Raw genomic sequence first — 15857 nt, 5'->3', positions numbered from 1 at the left:
CGTACTCTGGTCAGTAGGGACGCAAAAAACCCGGTCGCCGAAGCGCCGGGTTGTTTGCAATGGCAATGCCAGAAATTATACGTTAAATCAATGGCTTGCGTATATCCTGTAGCCGATTATGCAGCTTCCTGACGAGCCACCTGCGCGGCGCCTTGATGTGGTTCATTGAGCTTCAGGGTCAGGCATTTCGCTGCGCCGCCGGCCTTGAGGAACTCGGTCAGTGCTGTCTGATGGACAACAAAGCCGTGCGCCTGCAGCTGCGCTACCAAGGCGTCCGAAGCCTGGTTCAGGAAGATGTGGCGACCGGAGTTGACGGTATTGCAAGCAAAGTGCAGGGCGTCTTCGCTGCCGACCACGATGCGCTTGTCGGCAGGAACGCGGGCGGTGATTTCCGCTTGCGAAGCGGCGTCGAATGCTTCCGGGAAATACATCACGTAGCCGCCGGCCAGCGGGCAGAAGCAGGTATCCAGATGATAGAAGCGGGCGTCCACCAGCTTCAGCGGCTGCACTTCGATATCCAGCAATTCCGACAGGCGGGTGGCGCAGGCGATATCCGAACGGTGGCCATGACCGAACCAGAGCAGGTTTTCGCTACGGTCCATCAATGCATCGCCGGCGCCTTCGAAAGGCAGTTCCGGCGGCAGGGTCAACACTTCAAAGCCATGGGCGGCGAAGGCGGCGTCGAAATAGACTTCTTCGGCCTGCCGTTCAACGTGGCGGAAACGCGACAACACCACTTTATTGCCCAGCACGACGCCGGCGTTGGCCGTGAACACCAGGTCAGGCACGCCTGGCATGGCGGGCATCATCTTGATCTTGGCGACCTGGCCGATGGCTTCCACCAATGCCGTCCACTGCTCCATGGCGACGCTACGGTTGCCATGCGCAATATTGCCAGCCATCCACGGATTAATGACATAAGACACTTCAAAATGATCCGGAGCGCACATCAAGAATGTGTCTTCCGCGGTATGGTCCAGCAGGTGGTTGGTCATGCGTAGCTCCTTTCGGTCAGGTGAGTTGCGGGTGTATCAAGGGTGGTAAATGTGTAGCGGATCGCTTCCAGCGCAGCGTCGATGTCGTTGGCCGTAATGATCAGCGGCGGCGCAAAGCGCACCACGGTGTCGTGCGTGTCTTTCGATAGGATGCCTTGCTGCATCAGGCGCTCGCAGAATTCGCGGGCGGAAATGAATCTAGGATCGAGATCCATGCCGATCAGCAAACCTTTGCCGCGGATCTGGCGGATCGCCGGATGCTGGATCGCCCGCAGGCCGCTCAGCAGGCGCTCGCCCATACGCTGGGCATTTTCCGCCAGCTTTTCTTCGCGCAGCAGGCGCAGCGCAGCGTGGCCCACCGCTGCCGACAGCGGGTTGCCGCCGAAGGTGCTGCCGTGATCGCCCGGGGTAAATACCGCCATCAGGTCTTCACGGGCCAGGAAGGCCGACACCGGCAGCAAGCCGCCGCCGAGCGCCTTGCCCAGGATCAGGCCGTCCGGCTTGACGCCCTCATGGTCGCTGGCCAGCAGGCGGCCGGTGCGGCCGAGGCCGGTCTGGACTTCGTCGCAGATCAGCAGCACGTTGTGGCGGTCGCAGATTTCGCGGCATTTCGCCAGGTAGCCGTCGGGCGGCACGATGATGCCGGCTTCGCCCTGGATCGGTTCCAGCAGGAAGGCTGCGGTGCGCGGCGTAATCGCGGCTTCCATGGCGGCGGCGTCGCCGAACGGCACACTGGGGAAGCCGCCGGAAAACGGCCCGAAGCCGTCGCGATATTGCGCTTCCGAAGAGAAGCCGACGATGGTTGTGGTGCGGCCGGAAAAATTGCCGTGGCAAACGATGATTTCAGCGCTGTTTTCGGCAATGCCTTTAACCTTGTGACCCCATTTGCGGGCGGCCTTGATCGCGGTCTCGACGGCTTCGGCGCCGCTGTTCATCGGCAAGGCCTTGGGCATGCCGGTCATTTCGCACAGCAATTGCAGGAAAGGTCCCAACTGGTCGCTATAGAAAGCGCGCGAGACGATCGCCAACTGCGCCGCCTGCTTGGTCAGCGCACCGACCAGGGTCGGGTGGCTGTGGCCGAAGCTGACGGCGGAATAGGCCGACATCATGTCCATGTAACGCTTGCCGTCCTGATCCCACAGCCAGATGCCCTTGCCGCTGCTGAGCACTACCGGCAGCGGTTCATAGTTGTGCGCGCAGTATCGGTCTTCGAGAGTAATTGCATGGTTCTTCATGGTCTGCTCCTGGTGAGGCCACATCTAATAGGTTTGCTCAAAATCTTACTGCGCGGAGCAATCTCGTCCTTGCGATGCTCACCGTACCTCCGTACGGCTGCGCTTCTCAGAACGACCTTGCCCCGCTCGCTACAGATTTTGAACAAACGCGACATCCTGGTAATGCATCGGTAACAAAGCCAATGGCAACCGACCGGGTTTTCGGACGCTGGCTAACGCGCTTAGAGGTGGCTGCAAAATGCTGCATTTATAGGTTTAATGCGGTGCCTCGCATCTGGTTACATGATAATCACAAACACTAGAAATATTTGTGCATAATTGCTCATGGATTGCGTGAAATGCGCAAGAATCATTCATAAAGGGAGATTGAGATGGAAAAACTGGATCGCTACGACCGTATTCTCCTGCGCACCCTGCAGGCCAACGGCCGCGCCTCCAATGTGGAACTGTCCGAACAGGTGAACCTGTCGCCGCCGCAGTGCTACCGGCGGGTCCAGCGGCTGGAGAAGGACGGCATCATCCGCGGCTATGCGGCGCAGGTGGAGCCGGCGGCGATCGGCCTGGGCGTGGTGGCTTTCGTCAACCTGAACATCGCGCGCGAGCAGTTCAAGCAGGTGCGCAAGCTGGAGAAGGCGATCCGCCTGTTTCCGGAAATCCTGGAGTGCTACACGATTTCGGGGGATTTCGACTATCTGCTGAAGGTGGCGGCCAGCGATCTGAAATCGCTCTCGGCATTCCTGACGGACAGGCTGATGCAGGTGCCGGGGGTGGCGGGGGTGCGTTCCATGGTGTGCCTGGAAGAGATCAAGCCGTCCAGTCCATTGCCGCTGGCGGATTGAGGAAGGAAAAACCGTAAGCATTTGACATCATACTGGCAACGTGTTTGGCGTTGATTTGTGCTGAAACAGCACAAATCATGTGTCGCCCGCCTGCTGTCCAGTCATTGTTCGCGGCCTTAAGCTGTGTACTCCAACTCACCACTTCACCACCAGGAGCTCACATGATTGCCTCGACCAACAACCTGAGCCGTAACCCGACCATCCGCAGCATCGCCGGCGCCAGTGCCAGCACACGTCTTGAGCCGACCACGACGGCGCTGGTGGTGATCGATATCCAGAATGAATATTTCACCGGCAAGCTGCCGATTCCCGACGGCCTGGCCGTGGTGCGCAATGCCAACCGCCTGATCGCGCTGGCTGACAAGCATGGCATGCCGGTGTTTCATATCCAGCAATGGAGTTCGCCGGCGCGGCCTCTGTTTACGCAAAACACGGAGATGGCGGAATTCCATCCCGAGGTGCAGCGTGCTGCCCGCCACGTGACCATCCGCAAAACCTATGCCAGTTCGTTTGCCAGCACCGATCTGCATCAGCAGTTGCAGGCGCGCGGCGTCAAGACGCTGATCGTGAGCGGCCTGATGACCAATAACTGCGTCTCCGCGACGGCCTTCGACGGTGTCGCCAACGGCTATCAGGTCATCATCAGCAGCGATGCCAGCGCTACCCGCGATATCGACGCCTGGGACGGCGGCACGGTCAATCACAAGGACCTGCACCGCGCCGTATTGACCGGCATGTCGGATGCCATTGCCGAGATTCGCAGCACCAGTGAAATCCTGGAACTGGTCGGCTGAACAAGGATTGCCAGTTCTTTGTTGCAGCAAGCATTGTTTTTTCTCAATCCCGCAGACATTGAAAGCGCATCATGCCCATACTTACCGTACTGTTGTCCACCACGCCCGACACCGCGGTTTCCGCCAAGGTCGCCACCACCCTGTCGCGCCTGACCGCGGAAATCCTGCACAAGGATCCGGGGCTGACCTCGATCGCCATTTCGCATGTCGATCCGGCGCACTGGTTTGTCGGCGGCCCGTCACTGGCGGCGCAAAGAAAAGCCAGCTTCTTCCTGGATATCCGCATTACCGATGAAACCAATACCGCCAATGAAAAGGCGCGTTATATCGATGCAGTCTTCAAGGAGATAGGCGTATTGCTGGGCGAGCTGCATCATGAAAGCTATGTCCATGTGCACGATGTGCGAGCGGCGGCCTACGGTTTCGGCGGCTTGACGCAACAGCACCGGGCGGTGGCGGCGCGCTTGCAAAGCCCGGCCCTGGCTTGACGCGTGCTTTATGCAGGCAGGCGCGTGGCGCGCGGTTCTTCGATCACCAGGTCCGACTGCGGCCGGGCGACGCAGGGCAAGATATAGCCGTCTTTCTTTTCATCGCTGCTCAGGCCCGGCCATTCGATCTGGTAGCGTATCTGTCCGCTGAGCAGGCGGCACATGCAAGTCCTGCATGTGCCGTTCCTGCAGGAACTCGGCAAATCGATGCCCGACTGGCGTGCCGCCTCGCGCAGCGACAGACCGTCAGCTGCAGTGAACAGCCATCCCTTCGGTTCGATCCGGACGCTGAATGTGCCGTCGTCAGCCGCCATGTTTTCCTTCCCCACAATTCCCTCTGGAAAATCCGCGCATGACGGCGCCGATCTTGTAGAATCTCCGGCCAGTTGCAGGCGCGCGATGGCTTGCATTCTCCATCATAAAAAAAGACTGTCCATGAACATACATTTTTCGCTTGTACCTATCGTTTCCCTGATCGCCGGCATCCTGATCCTGGTTACGCCTAAACTCTTGAACTATATCGTGGCTTTTTATCTGATCGCTATCGGCCTGATCGGTTTGTTCGGCGCCGGTCATTTCCGTATTCACTAAGACAACGCCGGTTTAATCCCAGCGCGCCGTACCGTACCAGGCTACGGCAAAGTCGACAAAAGCCCTTACCTTTGGCGACAGATGCCGGTTTTGCGGATAGATCGCGTACAGGTCGCGCGGCTTCAATTCGAAATCCGGCAGCACCCGCAGCAGATCGCCGCGCCGCAGATCTTCATGCACGATGAACGAACTGGTGGTGGCGATGCCCAGTCCGGCCAGCGCCGCCGAGCGCAAGGCAATGCCGGTGTTGGCTTGCAGGTTGCCGCGCACGGTCACCGGATGTTCGCTGCCGTCGGCGGCGTAGAACTCGTATTCGCTGGGTTTCTGCGCCAGCGTGTAAGTGAGGCAGTTATGCCGCGTTAGATCGGCCGGCTGTTGCGGCGTGCCGTGCCGTTGCAGATACGCCGGTGCAGCGACCAGGAATATTTCGCAGGTCGCCAGCCGCTTGGCGATCAGGGTCGAATCTTGCAGGCCGCGGGTCAGGCGCAAGGCGACGTCGAAGCCTTCTTCGATGATATCGACCAGGCGGTCGTTGCAGACCAGGTCGATTTTCAGCTGCGGGTTGGCGCTGATGAATTGCGGCAGCCACTGCGCCAGTTCCAGCGTGCCGAAGGCCATTGGGGCGTTGATGCGCAAAGTGCCGGACGGCTTCGTCTGGTGCGCTGACACTGCCTGGCTGGCGTCGTCGATCTGATCGAGTATCAGGCGGCTGCGCTCATAGTATTCCTGGCCGGCTTCCGTCAGCGCGAAGCGGCGTGTGGTGCGGTTCAGCAGCTGCGCGCCCAACTCCAGTTCCAGCTGCCGCACCTGGCGCGAAACGATGGTGTGCGACTGGTTGAGTTCGGCGGCGGCAGCGGTGAAGCTGCCGTTTTCCACCACGCGCCGGAAAGCGCGCATCGCTGCCAGTTGATCCATGCGCCATGCTCCAGGATAAATAAAAGCACAACGCTATCAGAATCGATCAATGGCCGCTATGTAATCCGCATTCAATCTATTTTCAGCTTGCCGCTGATGATCGCGCTGCTGGCTTCGCGCAGCTTTTGCAACAGCGGACGCTGGTGCAGGATATCGCATTCCGAGTAGGCGGCGTCCAGGCCAAGCGCGGTCAGCGCCACCGCGCCTTCCTTCAGGCCGAAATCGAAACGCGGCGCCGTCGAACCGTTGGCCAGCAAGCCGACCGCCAGGATAATGGCGCTATCGGCATGTACTTCGACGTTGTCGAGCACCTTGCCCGGCGCCTGTATGCACTGGTTGACGCCGCTGCCGATGGCCTTGCCGTGGTTTTGCGGCGTCAGCGCCTTGAATACGCCTGGATTGCTGCCCGCGGCGGCGGCCCAGATCACATCCACGCCGTCGCCCAGCATGGTCTTGGTCAGCGCTTCGGCGCGCGCCGGATCGTTGAAGGGTTGCGCGCCTTCCACCCACAGCGGCTCATGTACGGAAATCGCCGCTTTGGCGGCGTGTGCGCCATTGCTGAAGGCTTCGCTGTTCTTCTGGCGCAAGGCAGTGTTGCTGGCGCCGATCAGGCCGATCTTGCCGCTGGTGGAGGCCAGCGCCGCCTGCATGCCGGCCAGGTAGCTGGCTTCGGATTCGCGGAAAGTGATGCAGGTGACATTGCTGGCGGCATTGTCGATGCAATGTTCGAGGATCACAAAACGGGTTTGCGGCGCCTGGCGCGCCACGCTGTCCAGCAAGTCCTTGAATTCGACTCCCATCACCACCACGATCCTGGCGCCTTGCTTGACCGCGTTGTCCAGCTGCTGCAGGCGGCCGGCGCGGGTGGCCTGGCTTTCCAGGGTGCTGGCTTGCATCTTGTACAGCTTGGCGGCGTTGTTGACGCCGCTGGTGCCTTGCTGCAGCAGCACGTCGTCATTGTTGGGCACCGGCCGCACGTAGATGATCTTGGGCAGGTCGGCGGCGCCGGCCATGCCTGTCAGTCCGAGCAGCAGCGTTAGCGGCAGCAGCAGGCGCCGCATCGTGTCGGATATATCGGGGCGTGAGCCTGCAGACGGCTTACGGGGGGCCAGTGTCATCATTGTCTCTTCCTCTTTATAAGGCGCCGGATCTGATGCCGGCGCGCATTTGTTCCCACATATTGCTGGCAAAGCAGGCGCGCTCCATTTGGCGCAGGATATACAAGGTATTGCCGCCAACTGATGTGCGGCAGCGTGGCGCCAGGCCGGCTGAGCGCGGCGGCGGCAGGCATCTCCACCATATTTAACTTTTTATTCAGGCGGCAGCGTGATACCGTTATCAAATTGAATAGTGCATGCCTCGCGTTGCACGCTGCAGTCAGTTACGTCTATCTCACCTGGTTCGGAAATATGTGTCAGTTACTTGGAATGAATTGCAATGTGCCGACCGACATTGTGTTCAGCTTTACCGGCTTCGCCACGCGCGGCGGCCAGACCGGCCATCATAGCGACGGCTGGGGCATTGCCTTTTTTGAGGGCAGCGGCGTGCGCCATTTCGTCGACTACCAGGCGGCGATCGCCTCGCCGGTAGCCGAGCTGATCCGGCGTTGCCCGATCAAGTCGAAGAATGTCATCGCCCATATCCGCAAGGCCACCCAGGGCCAGGTGGTGTTGGAAAACTGTCATCCGTTTGTACGGGAACTGTGGGGCCGTTACTGGGTATTCGCCCATAACGGCGACCTGAAGGAATTCGCGCCGCGCCTCAGCGGACCGTACCGGCCGGTCGGCAATACCGACAGCGAACTGGCGTTCTGCTACATGCTGCAGCAATTGCGCCAGCGCTTCGGCGATGCGCCGCCGTTGCAGGCCGAGCTGATCCTGGCGCTGCGCGAACTGACCGGCGAAATCGCCGCCCACGGCACCTTCAACATGATGCTGTCGGACGGCTCAGCCTTGTTCACCCACTGCTCGACCAATCTGTATTACATCGTGCGGCAGTTTCCGTTTGCCGAGGCGCATCTGTCGGACGAGGATGTCAGCGTCGATTTCTCGCAGGTGACGACGCCGCAGGACCGGGTGGCGGTGATCGTCACCGAGCCGCTCACCACCAACGAAGTGTGGACCAAGTTTGGCGAGGGTGAGCTGATCGTGTTCGTCGACGGCCAGCCGGTCTAGGATCCTAGGACCGGCTGCCGCCGGGAGCTGCTTCAGGCGTAGTCGATGGTCAGCGGCGCGTGATCCGAAAAGCGCTCATCCTTGTAGATCGCCACGGCATGCGCGTTAGCCGCGATGCCCGGGGTGGAGATGTGGTAATCGATGCGCCATCCCACGTTCTTGGCCCAGGCCTGGCCGCGGTTGCTCCACCAGGTGTATTGCTCTTCGCGCTGGTCGACCTTGCGGAAGACGTCGACCAGGCCGACTTCGTCGAACAGATGGGTAAGCCAGGCGCGTTCTTCCGGCAGGAAACCGGAATTCTTCTTGTTGCCCTTCCAGTTTTTCAGGTCGCGCTCCTGGTGCGCGATATTCCAGTCGCCGCAGATCACCACCTCGCGGCCGCTGGCCTTGAGCTCCTGCAGATGCGGCAGGAACGCTTCCATGAAGCGGAACTTGGCGATCTGCCGTTCTTCGCTGGACGAACCGGACGGGCAGTACAGTGAAATCACCGTCAGGTCGCCGAAATCGCATTCCACGTAGCGCCCTTCGGCATCGAATTCTTCATTGCCGAAGCCGATCCGGACCGCGTTCGGCTTGCGCTTGCTGTACAGGCCGACGCCCGAATAGCCCTTCTTCTCGGCGTAATGGAAATGCCCGACGTAACCCTCCGGCGCCAGGAATTCCGGCGTCATGTCGGCGGCCTGGGCCTTCAATTCCTGGACACAGATGAAATCGGCGGATTGCTTGGTCAGCCACTCGAAGAAGCCTTTTCTGGCTGCGGAGCGGATACCGTTGAGATTGGCGGAAATAATTCTTGGCATGTTTGTTGTTGGTAAAAAAGTAAGGTGGAATGATGCCGGCTTGGGCTCTAAGCATAACCGAAGCGAAGCCCGGGTGTGCAGACGGCCCCATGCGAAAAATACCGCCTTTGCAGGCACGTTGTTTGCAGTTACCGCTGTGGAGCGGATGAACTCCATTTAAAATGACGGTCTGGTGTCGCTTTTGGTTTGTAAACAGCGACAAAATTTGTCAGCATCAACCGTCTGGAGTGCATTTTGAACAATTTACGTCAACAATTTATAGAATTTGCGGTCAAGGCCGGTGTGCTGAAGTTCGGCGAGTTTGTCACCAAGGCAGGACGCACCTCCCCGTATTTTTTCAATGCGGGCATGTTTAACGAAGGCGCTGCCCTGGGCCAGCTGGCGCAATTTTATGCGCGCACCCTGATCGATTCGGGTTTGCAGTTTGACATGCTGTTCGGGCCGGCCTACAAGGGCATCACGCTGGCATCGGCGACCGCGGTTGCGCTGGCGGCGCAGGGGCGCAATGTGCAGTTTGCCTACAACCGCAAGGAAGCCAAGGATCACGGCGAGGGCGGCAACATCGTCGGCGGCCCCTTAAAAGGCCGGGTGCTGATCATTGACGACGTGATTTCAGCCGGAACGTCGGTGCGCGAGTCGGTGGAGATGATTCGTGCTGCCGGCGCCACGCCTTGCGCGGTGGTGATCGCGCTGGACCGGATGGAGCGTTCCGGCAAGGACGATGCCTTGTCCGCCAAATCGGCGGTAGAAGAAGTGACGCAAGCGTACGGTATGCCGGTGATTTCAATCGGCAATCTGAACGACTTGCTGGAATATATTTCCGGCGCTGGCGCCGATGCTGAACTGAACCGCTACCAGGCTGCGGTGGCAGCCTACCGGGAGCGCTACGGCGTAGCATGATCGCGCGGCTTGTGCGACACAGCCGTTGCTTTGCGTTTTGCGCTCGATAGCGTGGCGTGTGTCGACATATGTCGTGGATGATGGGAATGAAGCGGATTGCACTAACTCTTAAACGGGCCTTTTTTTTCGGCGCAGCAGGCTTGCTGCCATTGCTGGCGCACGGCCAGATTTATACCTGCAAGGATGGCACCGGGCGCACCGTCAGCGGCGACCATCCGATGCCGGAATGCGCCGACCGCAAGATCGTCGAATTATCCAAGGCCGGAGTGCTCAAGCGTGAAATCCCGGCGCCGCTGACGGCCGAACAAAGGCGTCAGCAGGAGATCCTTGATGAAAAACGCCGGGCCGAGGCCGCAGCGGAGGAGCAGCGGCGCCAGCAGGACCGCGCTTTGCTGGCACGCTATCGCAGCGAAGCCGATATCGAATCTTCGCGCCGCTACTATCTGTCCTTGTCGCAGGATCTGATCAAGCGCGACCAGATCGGCATCGACGATGCCCAGAACCAGCTGAAAGCGGCCAATACCGAAGCCGAGTTCTACAAGCACAAGAAAAGCTTGCCGATGAGCTTGCGCAACAAGATAGACGAAGCCAACCGCGACATCGCTTATAACCAGAAAAACATGGCGGATCATCAAGCCGAACTGGGCCGCATCAATGGCAAGTTCGACGAAACTCTGAAGCACTACCGGGAACTGGCCAGCGTGGCGGCAGAGGCGCCTGCGGCGCGCTAGGATCGGCGGAAATGGAAAGCAAAACGGCTGGCAGAGCGCCAGCCGTTTTTTTTTGCCTGCAGCGTTTACGCTGTCAGTTTCTGTTTCAGCAGCTCGGTCAGCTGCGCCGGATTGGCTTTGCCCTTGGTGGCTTTCATGGCCTGGCCGATCAGGGCGTTAAAGGCCTTTTCCTTGCCGGCACGGAATTCTTCGACGGATTTGGCGTTGGCGGCCAGCACTTCATCGATGATTTTTTCCAGCGCGCCGCTGTCGGAAATCTGCTTCAGGCCCTTGCTTTCGATAATCTCGTCGGCCAGGTTTTCCTGTGCCGATCTGGCATCCCACATTGCCGTAAATACTTCCTTGGCAATCTTGTTGGAGATGGTGCCGTCGGCGATGCGCTGCAGCAGTACAGCCAGCTGGGCCGCGCTGACAGGCGCTTGCGCGATGTCGACGTTTTCCCGGTTGAGCGCGGACGACAGGTCGCCCATCAGCCAGTTGGCGGCAGGTTTCGCCTGTTCCTTGCCGGCCTTGACCGTGACTGCTTCAAAGTAGCCGGCCATGGCTTTCGACTGCGTCAGCACCGCGGCATCGTATTCCGACAGGCCGAACTCGCGCACGAAGCGTTCGCGCATGGCGTCCGGCAGTTCCGGCATGGCGGCGCGCACGCGCTCCACCCATTCCGCGGCGATCACCAGCGGCGGCAGGTCCGGATCCGGGAAGTAGCGGTAATCCTGTGAATCTTCCTTGCTGCGCATCGAGCGCGTTTCTTTCTTGTCCGGGTCATACAGGCGGGTTTCCTGCACCACTTTGCCGCCATCTTCGATCACTTCGATCTGGCGCCGCACTTCGTAGTTGATGGCTTCTTCCAGGAAGCGGAAGGAGTTGAGATTCTTGATTTCGCTGCGGGTGCCGTAGGCCGCCTGGCCGACCGGGCGCACCGAGACGTTGGCGTCGCAGCGGAACGAGCCTTCCTGCATGTTGCCGTCGCAAATCCCCAGCCACATCACCAGCGAATGCAAGGCCTTGGCATAGGCCACCGCTTCGGCGGCGCTGCGCATGTCCGGTTCGGTGACGATTTCCAGCAGCGGCGTGCCGGCGCGGTTGAGGTCGATGCCGCTCATGCCTTGATAATCTTCGTGCAGCGATTTGCCGGCGTCTTCTTCCAGATGGGCGCGTGTCAGCTGCACGGTGCGCAGCGCGCTCTTGCCGTCTTTTTCCAGCATGAAGGAAACCTTGCCGCCCTGGACCACCGGGATTTCAAACTGGCTGATCTGATAGCCTTTGGGCAGGTCGGGGTAGAAGTAGTTCTTGCGGGCGAAGATCGACTGCGGAGCGATCTTCGCATTCACCGCCAGGCCGAACTGGATCGCGCGTTCCACCGCGCCGCGGTTCAGCACCGGCAGCACGCCCGGCAGCGCCAGGTCGACCGGGCTGGCCTGGGTGTTGGCTTCAGCGCCGAACTGGGTCGAGGCGCCGCTGAATATTTTTGACTTGGTCGAGAGTTGCGTATGCGTTTCCAGACCGATCACGACTTCCCACTGCATAATTATTTCCTATCTGATTGGTTGGGGGCAGCTCTGTCCCCAAGTATTATTTATAACTGCACTCGCCGGTCTTCAAATCCACCGACAGTTCGGTAAAATTTCCGCGTGAGCCGCACAGCGCCGGACAGCTCGGTATCACGTGCAATTTGTCGCCGTCGCGCTGCAGGCGGATGCTGCAATTCATGCCGTGATTATAAAAATCGTAGCCGCGCTGATGACGGGCGGCGACCGGATCTTTCAAGGTGATGCGCCAGTTTTCCTTGTTGCCGTCGTGTTCGACTTCCGCTTGCGGATCGTCACTGGTGTCGACGCTGCATTCAAAGCCGTGGGTCGGCCGGTACAGCGCCGATTCCCAGCGCAATGCTTCGATGCGATCGCCATCCAGCCTGAACTCGCCGGTGTCGCCGTAAATCACTTTTTCACCATCTTCATCGCGCGTCAGGTTGCAGCCGAACTTGGTCTGCAATTGCTGCGCCTGGCTGTGCGGCGCCAGCAGCGCCGCAGCCAGAACAAACAGCAGCAGGCTGCCCCGGCGGCTGACGTTTTTCAGCAAGGTCGATGACATGGCGCGGCTCGCTTTTTCAGCCAGGCGTACGCTGGTGCCAGTCGGTGACGCACTGGAACTGGTGCGCGACGTTGAGCAGCTTGGCTTCGTCGTAGTAATTGCCGATGATCTGCAGGCCGACCGGGCGCCGCGCATTTTTCTCGCCCTGGCCGAAGCCGCACGGTATCGACATGCCAGGCAAGCCGGCCAGGCTGGTCGACAGCGTGTAGATGTCGGCCAGATAGTTGGCGACCGGATCGTTGGCCTTGGCGCCCAGATCCCAGGCCACGGTCGGCGATACCGGTCCCATGATGATGTCGCACTGACGGTTCGGGCCGCTCAGCGCATTCTGGAAATCTTCGGCGATCAGGCGGCGGATCTTTTGCGCCTGCAGGTAATAAGCGTCGTAGTAGCCGTGCGACAGCACATAGGCGCCGACCAGGATGCGGCGCTTCACTTCTTCGCCGAAACCTTCCGCGCGCGACTTCTTGTACATGTCGGCCAGGTCCTTGTAATCGGCAGCGCGATGGCCGTAGCGGACGCCGTCGAAGCGGCTCAGGTTGGAGGATGCTTCGGCCGGTGCGATCACGTAATAGACCGGGATCGAGAGTTCCGTTTTCGGCAGCGAAATGTCAACCAGCGTGGCGCCCAGCTTTTCGTATTCGGCCAGCGCCGCGCGCACCGCCTGTTCGACATCCGGCGCCAGGCCGCTGCTGAAATATTCGCGCGGGATGCCGATGCGCAAGCCTTTCAGGTCTTTCTCAAGATCGCGGCTGAAGTCTTCCTTGGGCCGCTCCAGGCTGGTCGAATCGCGCGGATCGAAGCCGGTCATGGCGTTCAGCAGCAGGGCGCAGTCTTCCGCGGTCTGGGCGATCGGGCCGGCCTGGTCCAGCGACGAGGCGAAGGCGATCATGCCGAAGCGCGACACGCTGCCGTAGGTCGGCTTGATGCCGGTCACGCCGCACAGCGAAGCCGGCTGACGGATCGAGCCGCCGGTGTCTGTAGCGGTGGCGGCCGGCGTCAGGCGCGCCGCTACCGCGGCGGCGGAACCGCCGGAGGAGCCGCCCGGAATCGCCGTCTTGTCCCAGGGATTCTTGACCGCGCCGAAATACGAGTTTTCGTTGGAGGAACCCATGGCGAATTCATCGCAGTTCAGCTTGCCGAGGTTGACCATGCCGGCGTTGTTGAAATGCTCCACTACGGTAGCGTCGAACGGGCTGGTGTAGTTTTCCAGCATCTTCGAACCGGCCGTCGCGCGCCAGCCGCGCGTCACGAAAATATCCTTGTGCGCGATCGGCACGCCGGTCAGCGGCGTGCTGTCGTTTTGCGCCAGGCGCAGGTCGGCGGCGCGCGCCTGTTGCAGCGTCAGTTCCTGGTCGACATGCAGGAAAGCATTCAGGTCGCTTTGCTGGATCCTGGCCAGGTACAGTTTTGCCAGTTCTTCGGCGGAAATTTTCTTTTCGTGCAGCAGCACCGACAATTGCTTGAGTGTTTTGGTATGCATAAATACTTTTCATTAACTTAACTGTTAACTTTGCGGGACAGCCCGTCAGGCCGAGGGCGGCAAGCCGAGCTTGCCGCAAGCAGGCGCGTAGAGGCTTATTCGATGACTTTGGGCACCAGATACAGGCCGTCTTCGGTGGCTGGGGCCACCTTTTGATATTCCTCGCGCCGGTTCGGCTCGGTCACCTCATCGTCGCGCAGGCGCAGCGACAGATCCTGGCGGATCGCCGCAATCGGATGGCTCAGCGGCTCGATGCCGGTGGTGTCCACCGCGCGCATCTGCTCCACCAGCGAAAAAATACCGTTCAGTTTGTCCAGCGTGGAGGCTGCCTGGTCTTCGGTGAGTTCGAGGCGTGCCAAATTGGCAATGCGCTTAACGTCGGAAAGGGCTAATGACATGATTTTCGATCGCGCTTCGGGGCGCGGCTGCTAGTGTGGTTAAAAAATAAACGGTTTGCTTGCGAAAAACTTCTCGGATTTTTGTAAAAAGCAAGCATTTTGAGCGCTATACGCCCTAAGTTGAGTCAAATTATAAGGTAGAATGTTGCGTCCATGCGGCAGGTAATAGATCTTTACCATGCGCCGGATACTAGACACCCCCCTAAAAAACGTTTGAGCGCATCATTGTTGCGCATTGGAACAATTCATGTTTGGATTTTTACGCAGTTACTTTTCGAACGACCTGGCGATTGACCTGGGTACCGCGAATACGCTGATTTATGTGCGCGATCAAGGTATTGTCCTGGACGAGCCGTCGGTTGTTGCGATTCGCCAGCAAGGCGGTCCTAACGGCAAGAAGACAATTCAGGCCGTCGGCCGTGAAGCAAAGCAGATGCTGGGCAAGGTTCCCGGCAACATCGAAGCGATCCGCCCGATGAAAGACGGCGTGATTGCCGACTTCACCGTCACCGAGCAGATGCTCAAGCAGTTCATCCGCATGGTGCACGACACCAAGTTGTTCAAACCGTCGCCGCGCATCATCATCTGCGTGCCTTGCGGCTCGACTCAGGTGGAGCGTCGCGCGATTCGCGAATCCGCCCTGGGCGCCGGCGCTTCCCAGGTGTTCCTGATCGAAGAGCCGATGGCTGCGGCGATCGGCGCCGGCCTGCCGGTCTCGGACGCCACCGGTTCGATGGTGGTCGACATCGGCGGCGGCACCACTGAAGTCGGCATCATCTCGCTGGGCGGCATGGTCTACAAAGGCTCGGTACGCGTCGGTGGCGACAAGTTCGACGAAGCCATCGTCAATTACATCCGCCGCAACTACGGCATGCTGATCGGCGAGCAGACCGCTGAAGCCATCAAGAAGGAAATCGGTTCCGCCTTCCCGGGTTCGGAAGTGCGCGAAATGGAAGTCAAGGGACGCAACCTGTCGGAAGGCATTCCGCGCTCGTTCACCATCTCCAGCAATGAAATCCTGGAAGCCCTGACCGACCCGCTCAACAACATCGTTTCCGCCGTCAAGAACGCGCTGGAACAGACGCCGCCGGAACTGGGCGCCGATATCGCCGAAAAGGGCATGATGCTGACTGGCGGCGGCGCGCTGCTGCGCGATCTGGATCGCCTGCTGATGGAAGAAACCGGCTTGCCGGTGATTGTGGCCGAAGACCCGCTGACCTGCGTGGTGCGCGGTTCCGGCATGGCGCTGGAGCGGATGGACAAGCTGGGCTCGATCTTTTCTTACGAGTAATCAAGGCTGATGCGACGCTTGCCCAACCTCTCCAGCTTGATCATGAGGGTGGGTAACGGCAACCGGGTCGGTGCATAGTGCGGTACTTCGTGAATAGTGGTGTCCCAGAAGTGGTGAATTTTTGTGTCAGGC

Annotated in this window: 18 protein-coding genes; 8 read left to right on the top strand and 10 right to left on the bottom strand. The window is 59.8% G+C overall.

Annotated features, from left to right (window positions below; genetic code table 11):
• Positions 1-116: 116 nt before the first annotated feature.
• A complete protein-coding gene (locus tag AC07V8_RS16700) occupies positions 117-995 on the bottom strand; it encodes a dimethylarginine dimethylaminohydrolase family protein (RefSeq protein ID WP_494679597.1) in 879 nt (292 codons plus the stop codon).
• On the bottom strand, positions 992-2230 hold the full coding sequence (gene rocD / locus AC07V8_RS16695) for an ornithine--oxo-acid transaminase (RefSeq protein ID WP_494679598.1): 1239 nt from the start codon (positions 2228-2230) through the stop codon (positions 992-994). The genes AC07V8_RS16700 and rocD overlap by 4 nt, the downstream gene beginning before the upstream one ends.
• Before the next feature lie 371 nt (positions 2231-2601).
• Here rocD and AC07V8_RS16690 point away from each other — a divergent pair, with 371 nt between their 5' ends.
• The 3 genes from AC07V8_RS16690 (at position 2602) to AC07V8_RS16680 (ending at position 4351) form a co-directional block, all read left to right on the top strand.
• Complete coding sequence (locus AC07V8_RS16690) at positions 2602-3069, top strand: Lrp/AsnC family transcriptional regulator (protein ID WP_014008110.1); 468 nt, start codon at positions 2602-2604, stop codon at positions 3067-3069.
• 161 nt (positions 3070-3230) lie between these two features.
• Positions 3231-3863: a cysteine hydrolase family protein gene (locus AC07V8_RS16685; protein ID WP_494679599.1), complete on the top strand. Its 633-nt coding sequence runs from the start codon at positions 3231-3233 to the stop codon at positions 3861-3863.
• Positions 3864-3934: 71 nt separating this feature from the next.
• Positions 3935-4351: a tautomerase family protein gene (locus AC07V8_RS16680; RefSeq protein WP_494679600.1), complete on the top strand. Its 417-nt coding sequence runs from the start codon at positions 3935-3937 to the stop codon at positions 4349-4351.
• Positions 4352-4359: 8 nt separating this feature from the next.
• On the opposite strand, the gene AC07V8_RS16675 is transcribed toward AC07V8_RS16680, so the two are convergent.
• A complete protein-coding gene (locus AC07V8_RS16675) occupies positions 4360-4665 on the bottom strand; it encodes a 2Fe-2S iron-sulfur cluster-binding protein (protein ID WP_494679601.1) in 306 nt (101 codons plus the stop codon).
• A 121-nt stretch (positions 4666-4786) separates the two neighbouring features.
• On the opposite strand from AC07V8_RS16675, the gene AC07V8_RS16670 reads away from it, so the two are divergent.
• Complete coding sequence (locus AC07V8_RS16670) at positions 4787-4942, top strand: DUF3096 domain-containing protein (RefSeq protein ID WP_098494411.1); 156 nt, start codon at positions 4787-4789, stop codon at positions 4940-4942.
• Positions 4943-4954: 12 nt separating this feature from the next.
• Here the strand turns inward: AC07V8_RS16670 and AC07V8_RS16665 are convergent, their stop codons facing one another.
• Both AC07V8_RS16665 and AC07V8_RS16660 read right to left on the bottom strand, forming a co-directional pair.
• Positions 4955-5857, bottom strand: coding sequence for a LysR family transcriptional regulator (locus tag AC07V8_RS16665; protein ID WP_494679602.1), 903 nt, complete (start codon positions 5855-5857; stop codon positions 4955-4957).
• A 71-nt stretch (positions 5858-5928) separates the two neighbouring features.
• Positions 5929-6978 (bottom strand): BMP family ABC transporter substrate-binding protein, encoded by a 1050-nt coding sequence (locus AC07V8_RS16660; RefSeq protein ID WP_494679603.1) that lies wholly within the window; start codon positions 6976-6978, stop codon positions 5929-5931.
• Positions 6979-7266: 288 nt separating this feature from the next.
• On the opposite strand from AC07V8_RS16660, the gene AC07V8_RS16655 reads away from it, so the two are divergent.
• A complete protein-coding gene (locus AC07V8_RS16655) occupies positions 7267-8031 on the top strand; it encodes a class II glutamine amidotransferase (RefSeq protein ID WP_494679604.1) in 765 nt (254 codons plus the stop codon).
• A 32-nt stretch (positions 8032-8063) separates the two neighbouring features.
• Here the strand turns inward: AC07V8_RS16655 and AC07V8_RS16650 are convergent, their stop codons facing one another.
• Entirely contained in the window at positions 8064-8831 is a 768-nt protein-coding gene (locus tag AC07V8_RS16650) for an exodeoxyribonuclease III (RefSeq protein WP_098494408.1), read from the bottom strand.
• A gap of 234 nt (positions 8832-9065) precedes the next feature.
• On the opposite strand from AC07V8_RS16650, the gene pyrE reads away from it, so the two are divergent.
• Both pyrE and AC07V8_RS16640 read left to right on the top strand, forming a co-directional pair.
• Positions 9066-9731, top strand: a complete 666-nt coding sequence (pyrE, locus tag AC07V8_RS16645; protein WP_494679605.1) for an orotate phosphoribosyltransferase — start codon at positions 9066-9068, stop codon at positions 9729-9731.
• Between the two features lie 140 nt (positions 9732-9871).
• Positions 9872-10462, top strand: coding sequence for a DUF4124 domain-containing protein (locus AC07V8_RS16640; RefSeq protein WP_494721475.1), 591 nt, complete (start codon positions 9872-9874; stop codon positions 10460-10462).
• 65 nt (positions 10463-10527) lie between these two features.
• On the opposite strand, the gene gatB is transcribed toward AC07V8_RS16640, so the two are convergent.
• From gatB to gatC, 4 genes are all read right to left on the bottom strand, one after another.
• A complete protein-coding gene (gene gatB, locus AC07V8_RS16635) occupies positions 10528-11988 on the bottom strand; it encodes an Asp-tRNA(Asn)/Glu-tRNA(Gln) amidotransferase subunit GatB (RefSeq protein ID WP_494679607.1) in 1461 nt (486 codons plus the stop codon).
• Between the two features lie 46 nt (positions 11989-12034).
• On the bottom strand, positions 12035-12553 hold the full coding sequence (locus AC07V8_RS16630) for a hypothetical protein (protein ID WP_494679608.1): 519 nt from the start codon (positions 12551-12553) through the stop codon (positions 12035-12037).
• Between the two features lie 16 nt (positions 12554-12569).
• Complete coding sequence (gatA, locus tag AC07V8_RS16625) at positions 12570-14036, bottom strand: Asp-tRNA(Asn)/Glu-tRNA(Gln) amidotransferase subunit GatA (RefSeq protein WP_494679609.1); 1467 nt, start codon at positions 14034-14036, stop codon at positions 12570-12572.
• A gap of 95 nt (positions 14037-14131) precedes the next feature.
• Complete coding sequence (gene gatC, locus AC07V8_RS16620; RefSeq protein ID WP_038497276.1) at positions 14132-14434, bottom strand: Asp-tRNA(Asn)/Glu-tRNA(Gln) amidotransferase subunit GatC; 303 nt, start codon at positions 14432-14434, stop codon at positions 14132-14134.
• A 247-nt stretch (positions 14435-14681) separates the two neighbouring features.
• Here gatC and AC07V8_RS16615 point away from each other — a divergent pair, with 247 nt between their 5' ends.
• Positions 14682-15725, top strand: a complete 1044-nt coding sequence (locus AC07V8_RS16615; protein WP_041742639.1) for a rod shape-determining protein — start codon at positions 14682-14684, stop codon at positions 15723-15725.
• Positions 15726-15857 lie beyond the last annotated feature (132 nt).

Source organism: Collimonas sp. GW821-FHT02H07, from assembly GCF_059421505.1.
The sequence above is the reverse complement of the archived record's forward strand: the minus strand, read 5'-3'. Positions and strand labels throughout refer to the sequence as shown.

Coding starts and splice junctions, on each gene's coding strand:
- AC07V8_RS16700 (WP_494679597.1), bottom strand. CDS start 995: ATGACCAACCACCTGCTGGACCATACCGCGGAAGACACATTCTTGATG.
- rocD (WP_494679598.1), bottom strand. CDS start 2,230: ATGAAGAACCATGCAATTACTCTCGAAGACCGATACTGCGCGCACAAC.
- AC07V8_RS16690 (WP_014008110.1), top strand. CDS start 2,602: ATGGAAAAACTGGATCGCTACGACCGTATTCTCCTGCGCACCCTGCAG.
- AC07V8_RS16685 (WP_494679599.1), top strand. CDS start 3,231: ATGATTGCCTCGACCAACAACCTGAGCCGTAACCCGACCATCCGCAGC.
- AC07V8_RS16680 (WP_494679600.1), top strand. CDS start 3,935: ATGCCCATACTTACCGTACTGTTGTCCACCACGCCCGACACCGCGGTT.
- AC07V8_RS16675 (WP_494679601.1), bottom strand. CDS start 4,665: ATGGCGGCTGACGACGGCACATTCAGCGTCCGGATCGAACCGAAGGGA.
- AC07V8_RS16670 (WP_098494411.1), top strand. CDS start 4,787: ATGAACATACATTTTTCGCTTGTACCTATCGTTTCCCTGATCGCCGGC.
- AC07V8_RS16665 (WP_494679602.1), bottom strand. CDS start 5,857: ATGGATCAACTGGCAGCGATGCGCGCTTTCCGGCGCGTGGTGGAAAAC.
- AC07V8_RS16660 (WP_494679603.1), bottom strand. CDS start 6,978: ATGATGACACTGGCCCCCCGTAAGCCGTCTGCAGGCTCACGCCCCGAT.
- AC07V8_RS16655 (WP_494679604.1), top strand. CDS start 7,267: ATGTGTCAGTTACTTGGAATGAATTGCAATGTGCCGACCGACATTGTG.
- AC07V8_RS16650 (WP_098494408.1), bottom strand. CDS start 8,831: ATGCCAAGAATTATTTCCGCCAATCTCAACGGTATCCGCTCCGCAGCC.
- gatB (WP_494679607.1), bottom strand. CDS start 11,988: ATGCAGTGGGAAGTCGTGATCGGTCTGGAAACGCATACGCAACTCTCG.
- AC07V8_RS16630 (WP_494679608.1), bottom strand. CDS start 12,553: ATGTCATCGACCTTGCTGAAAAACGTCAGCCGCCGGGGCAGCCTGCTG.
- gatA (WP_494679609.1), bottom strand. CDS start 14,036: ATGCATACCAAAACACTCAAGCAATTGTCGGTGCTGCTGCACGAAAAG.
- gatC (WP_038497276.1), bottom strand. CDS start 14,434: ATGTCATTAGCCCTTTCCGACGTTAAGCGCATTGCCAATTTGGCACGC.
- AC07V8_RS16615 (WP_041742639.1), top strand. CDS start 14,682: ATGTTTGGATTTTTACGCAGTTACTTTTCGAACGACCTGGCGATTGAC.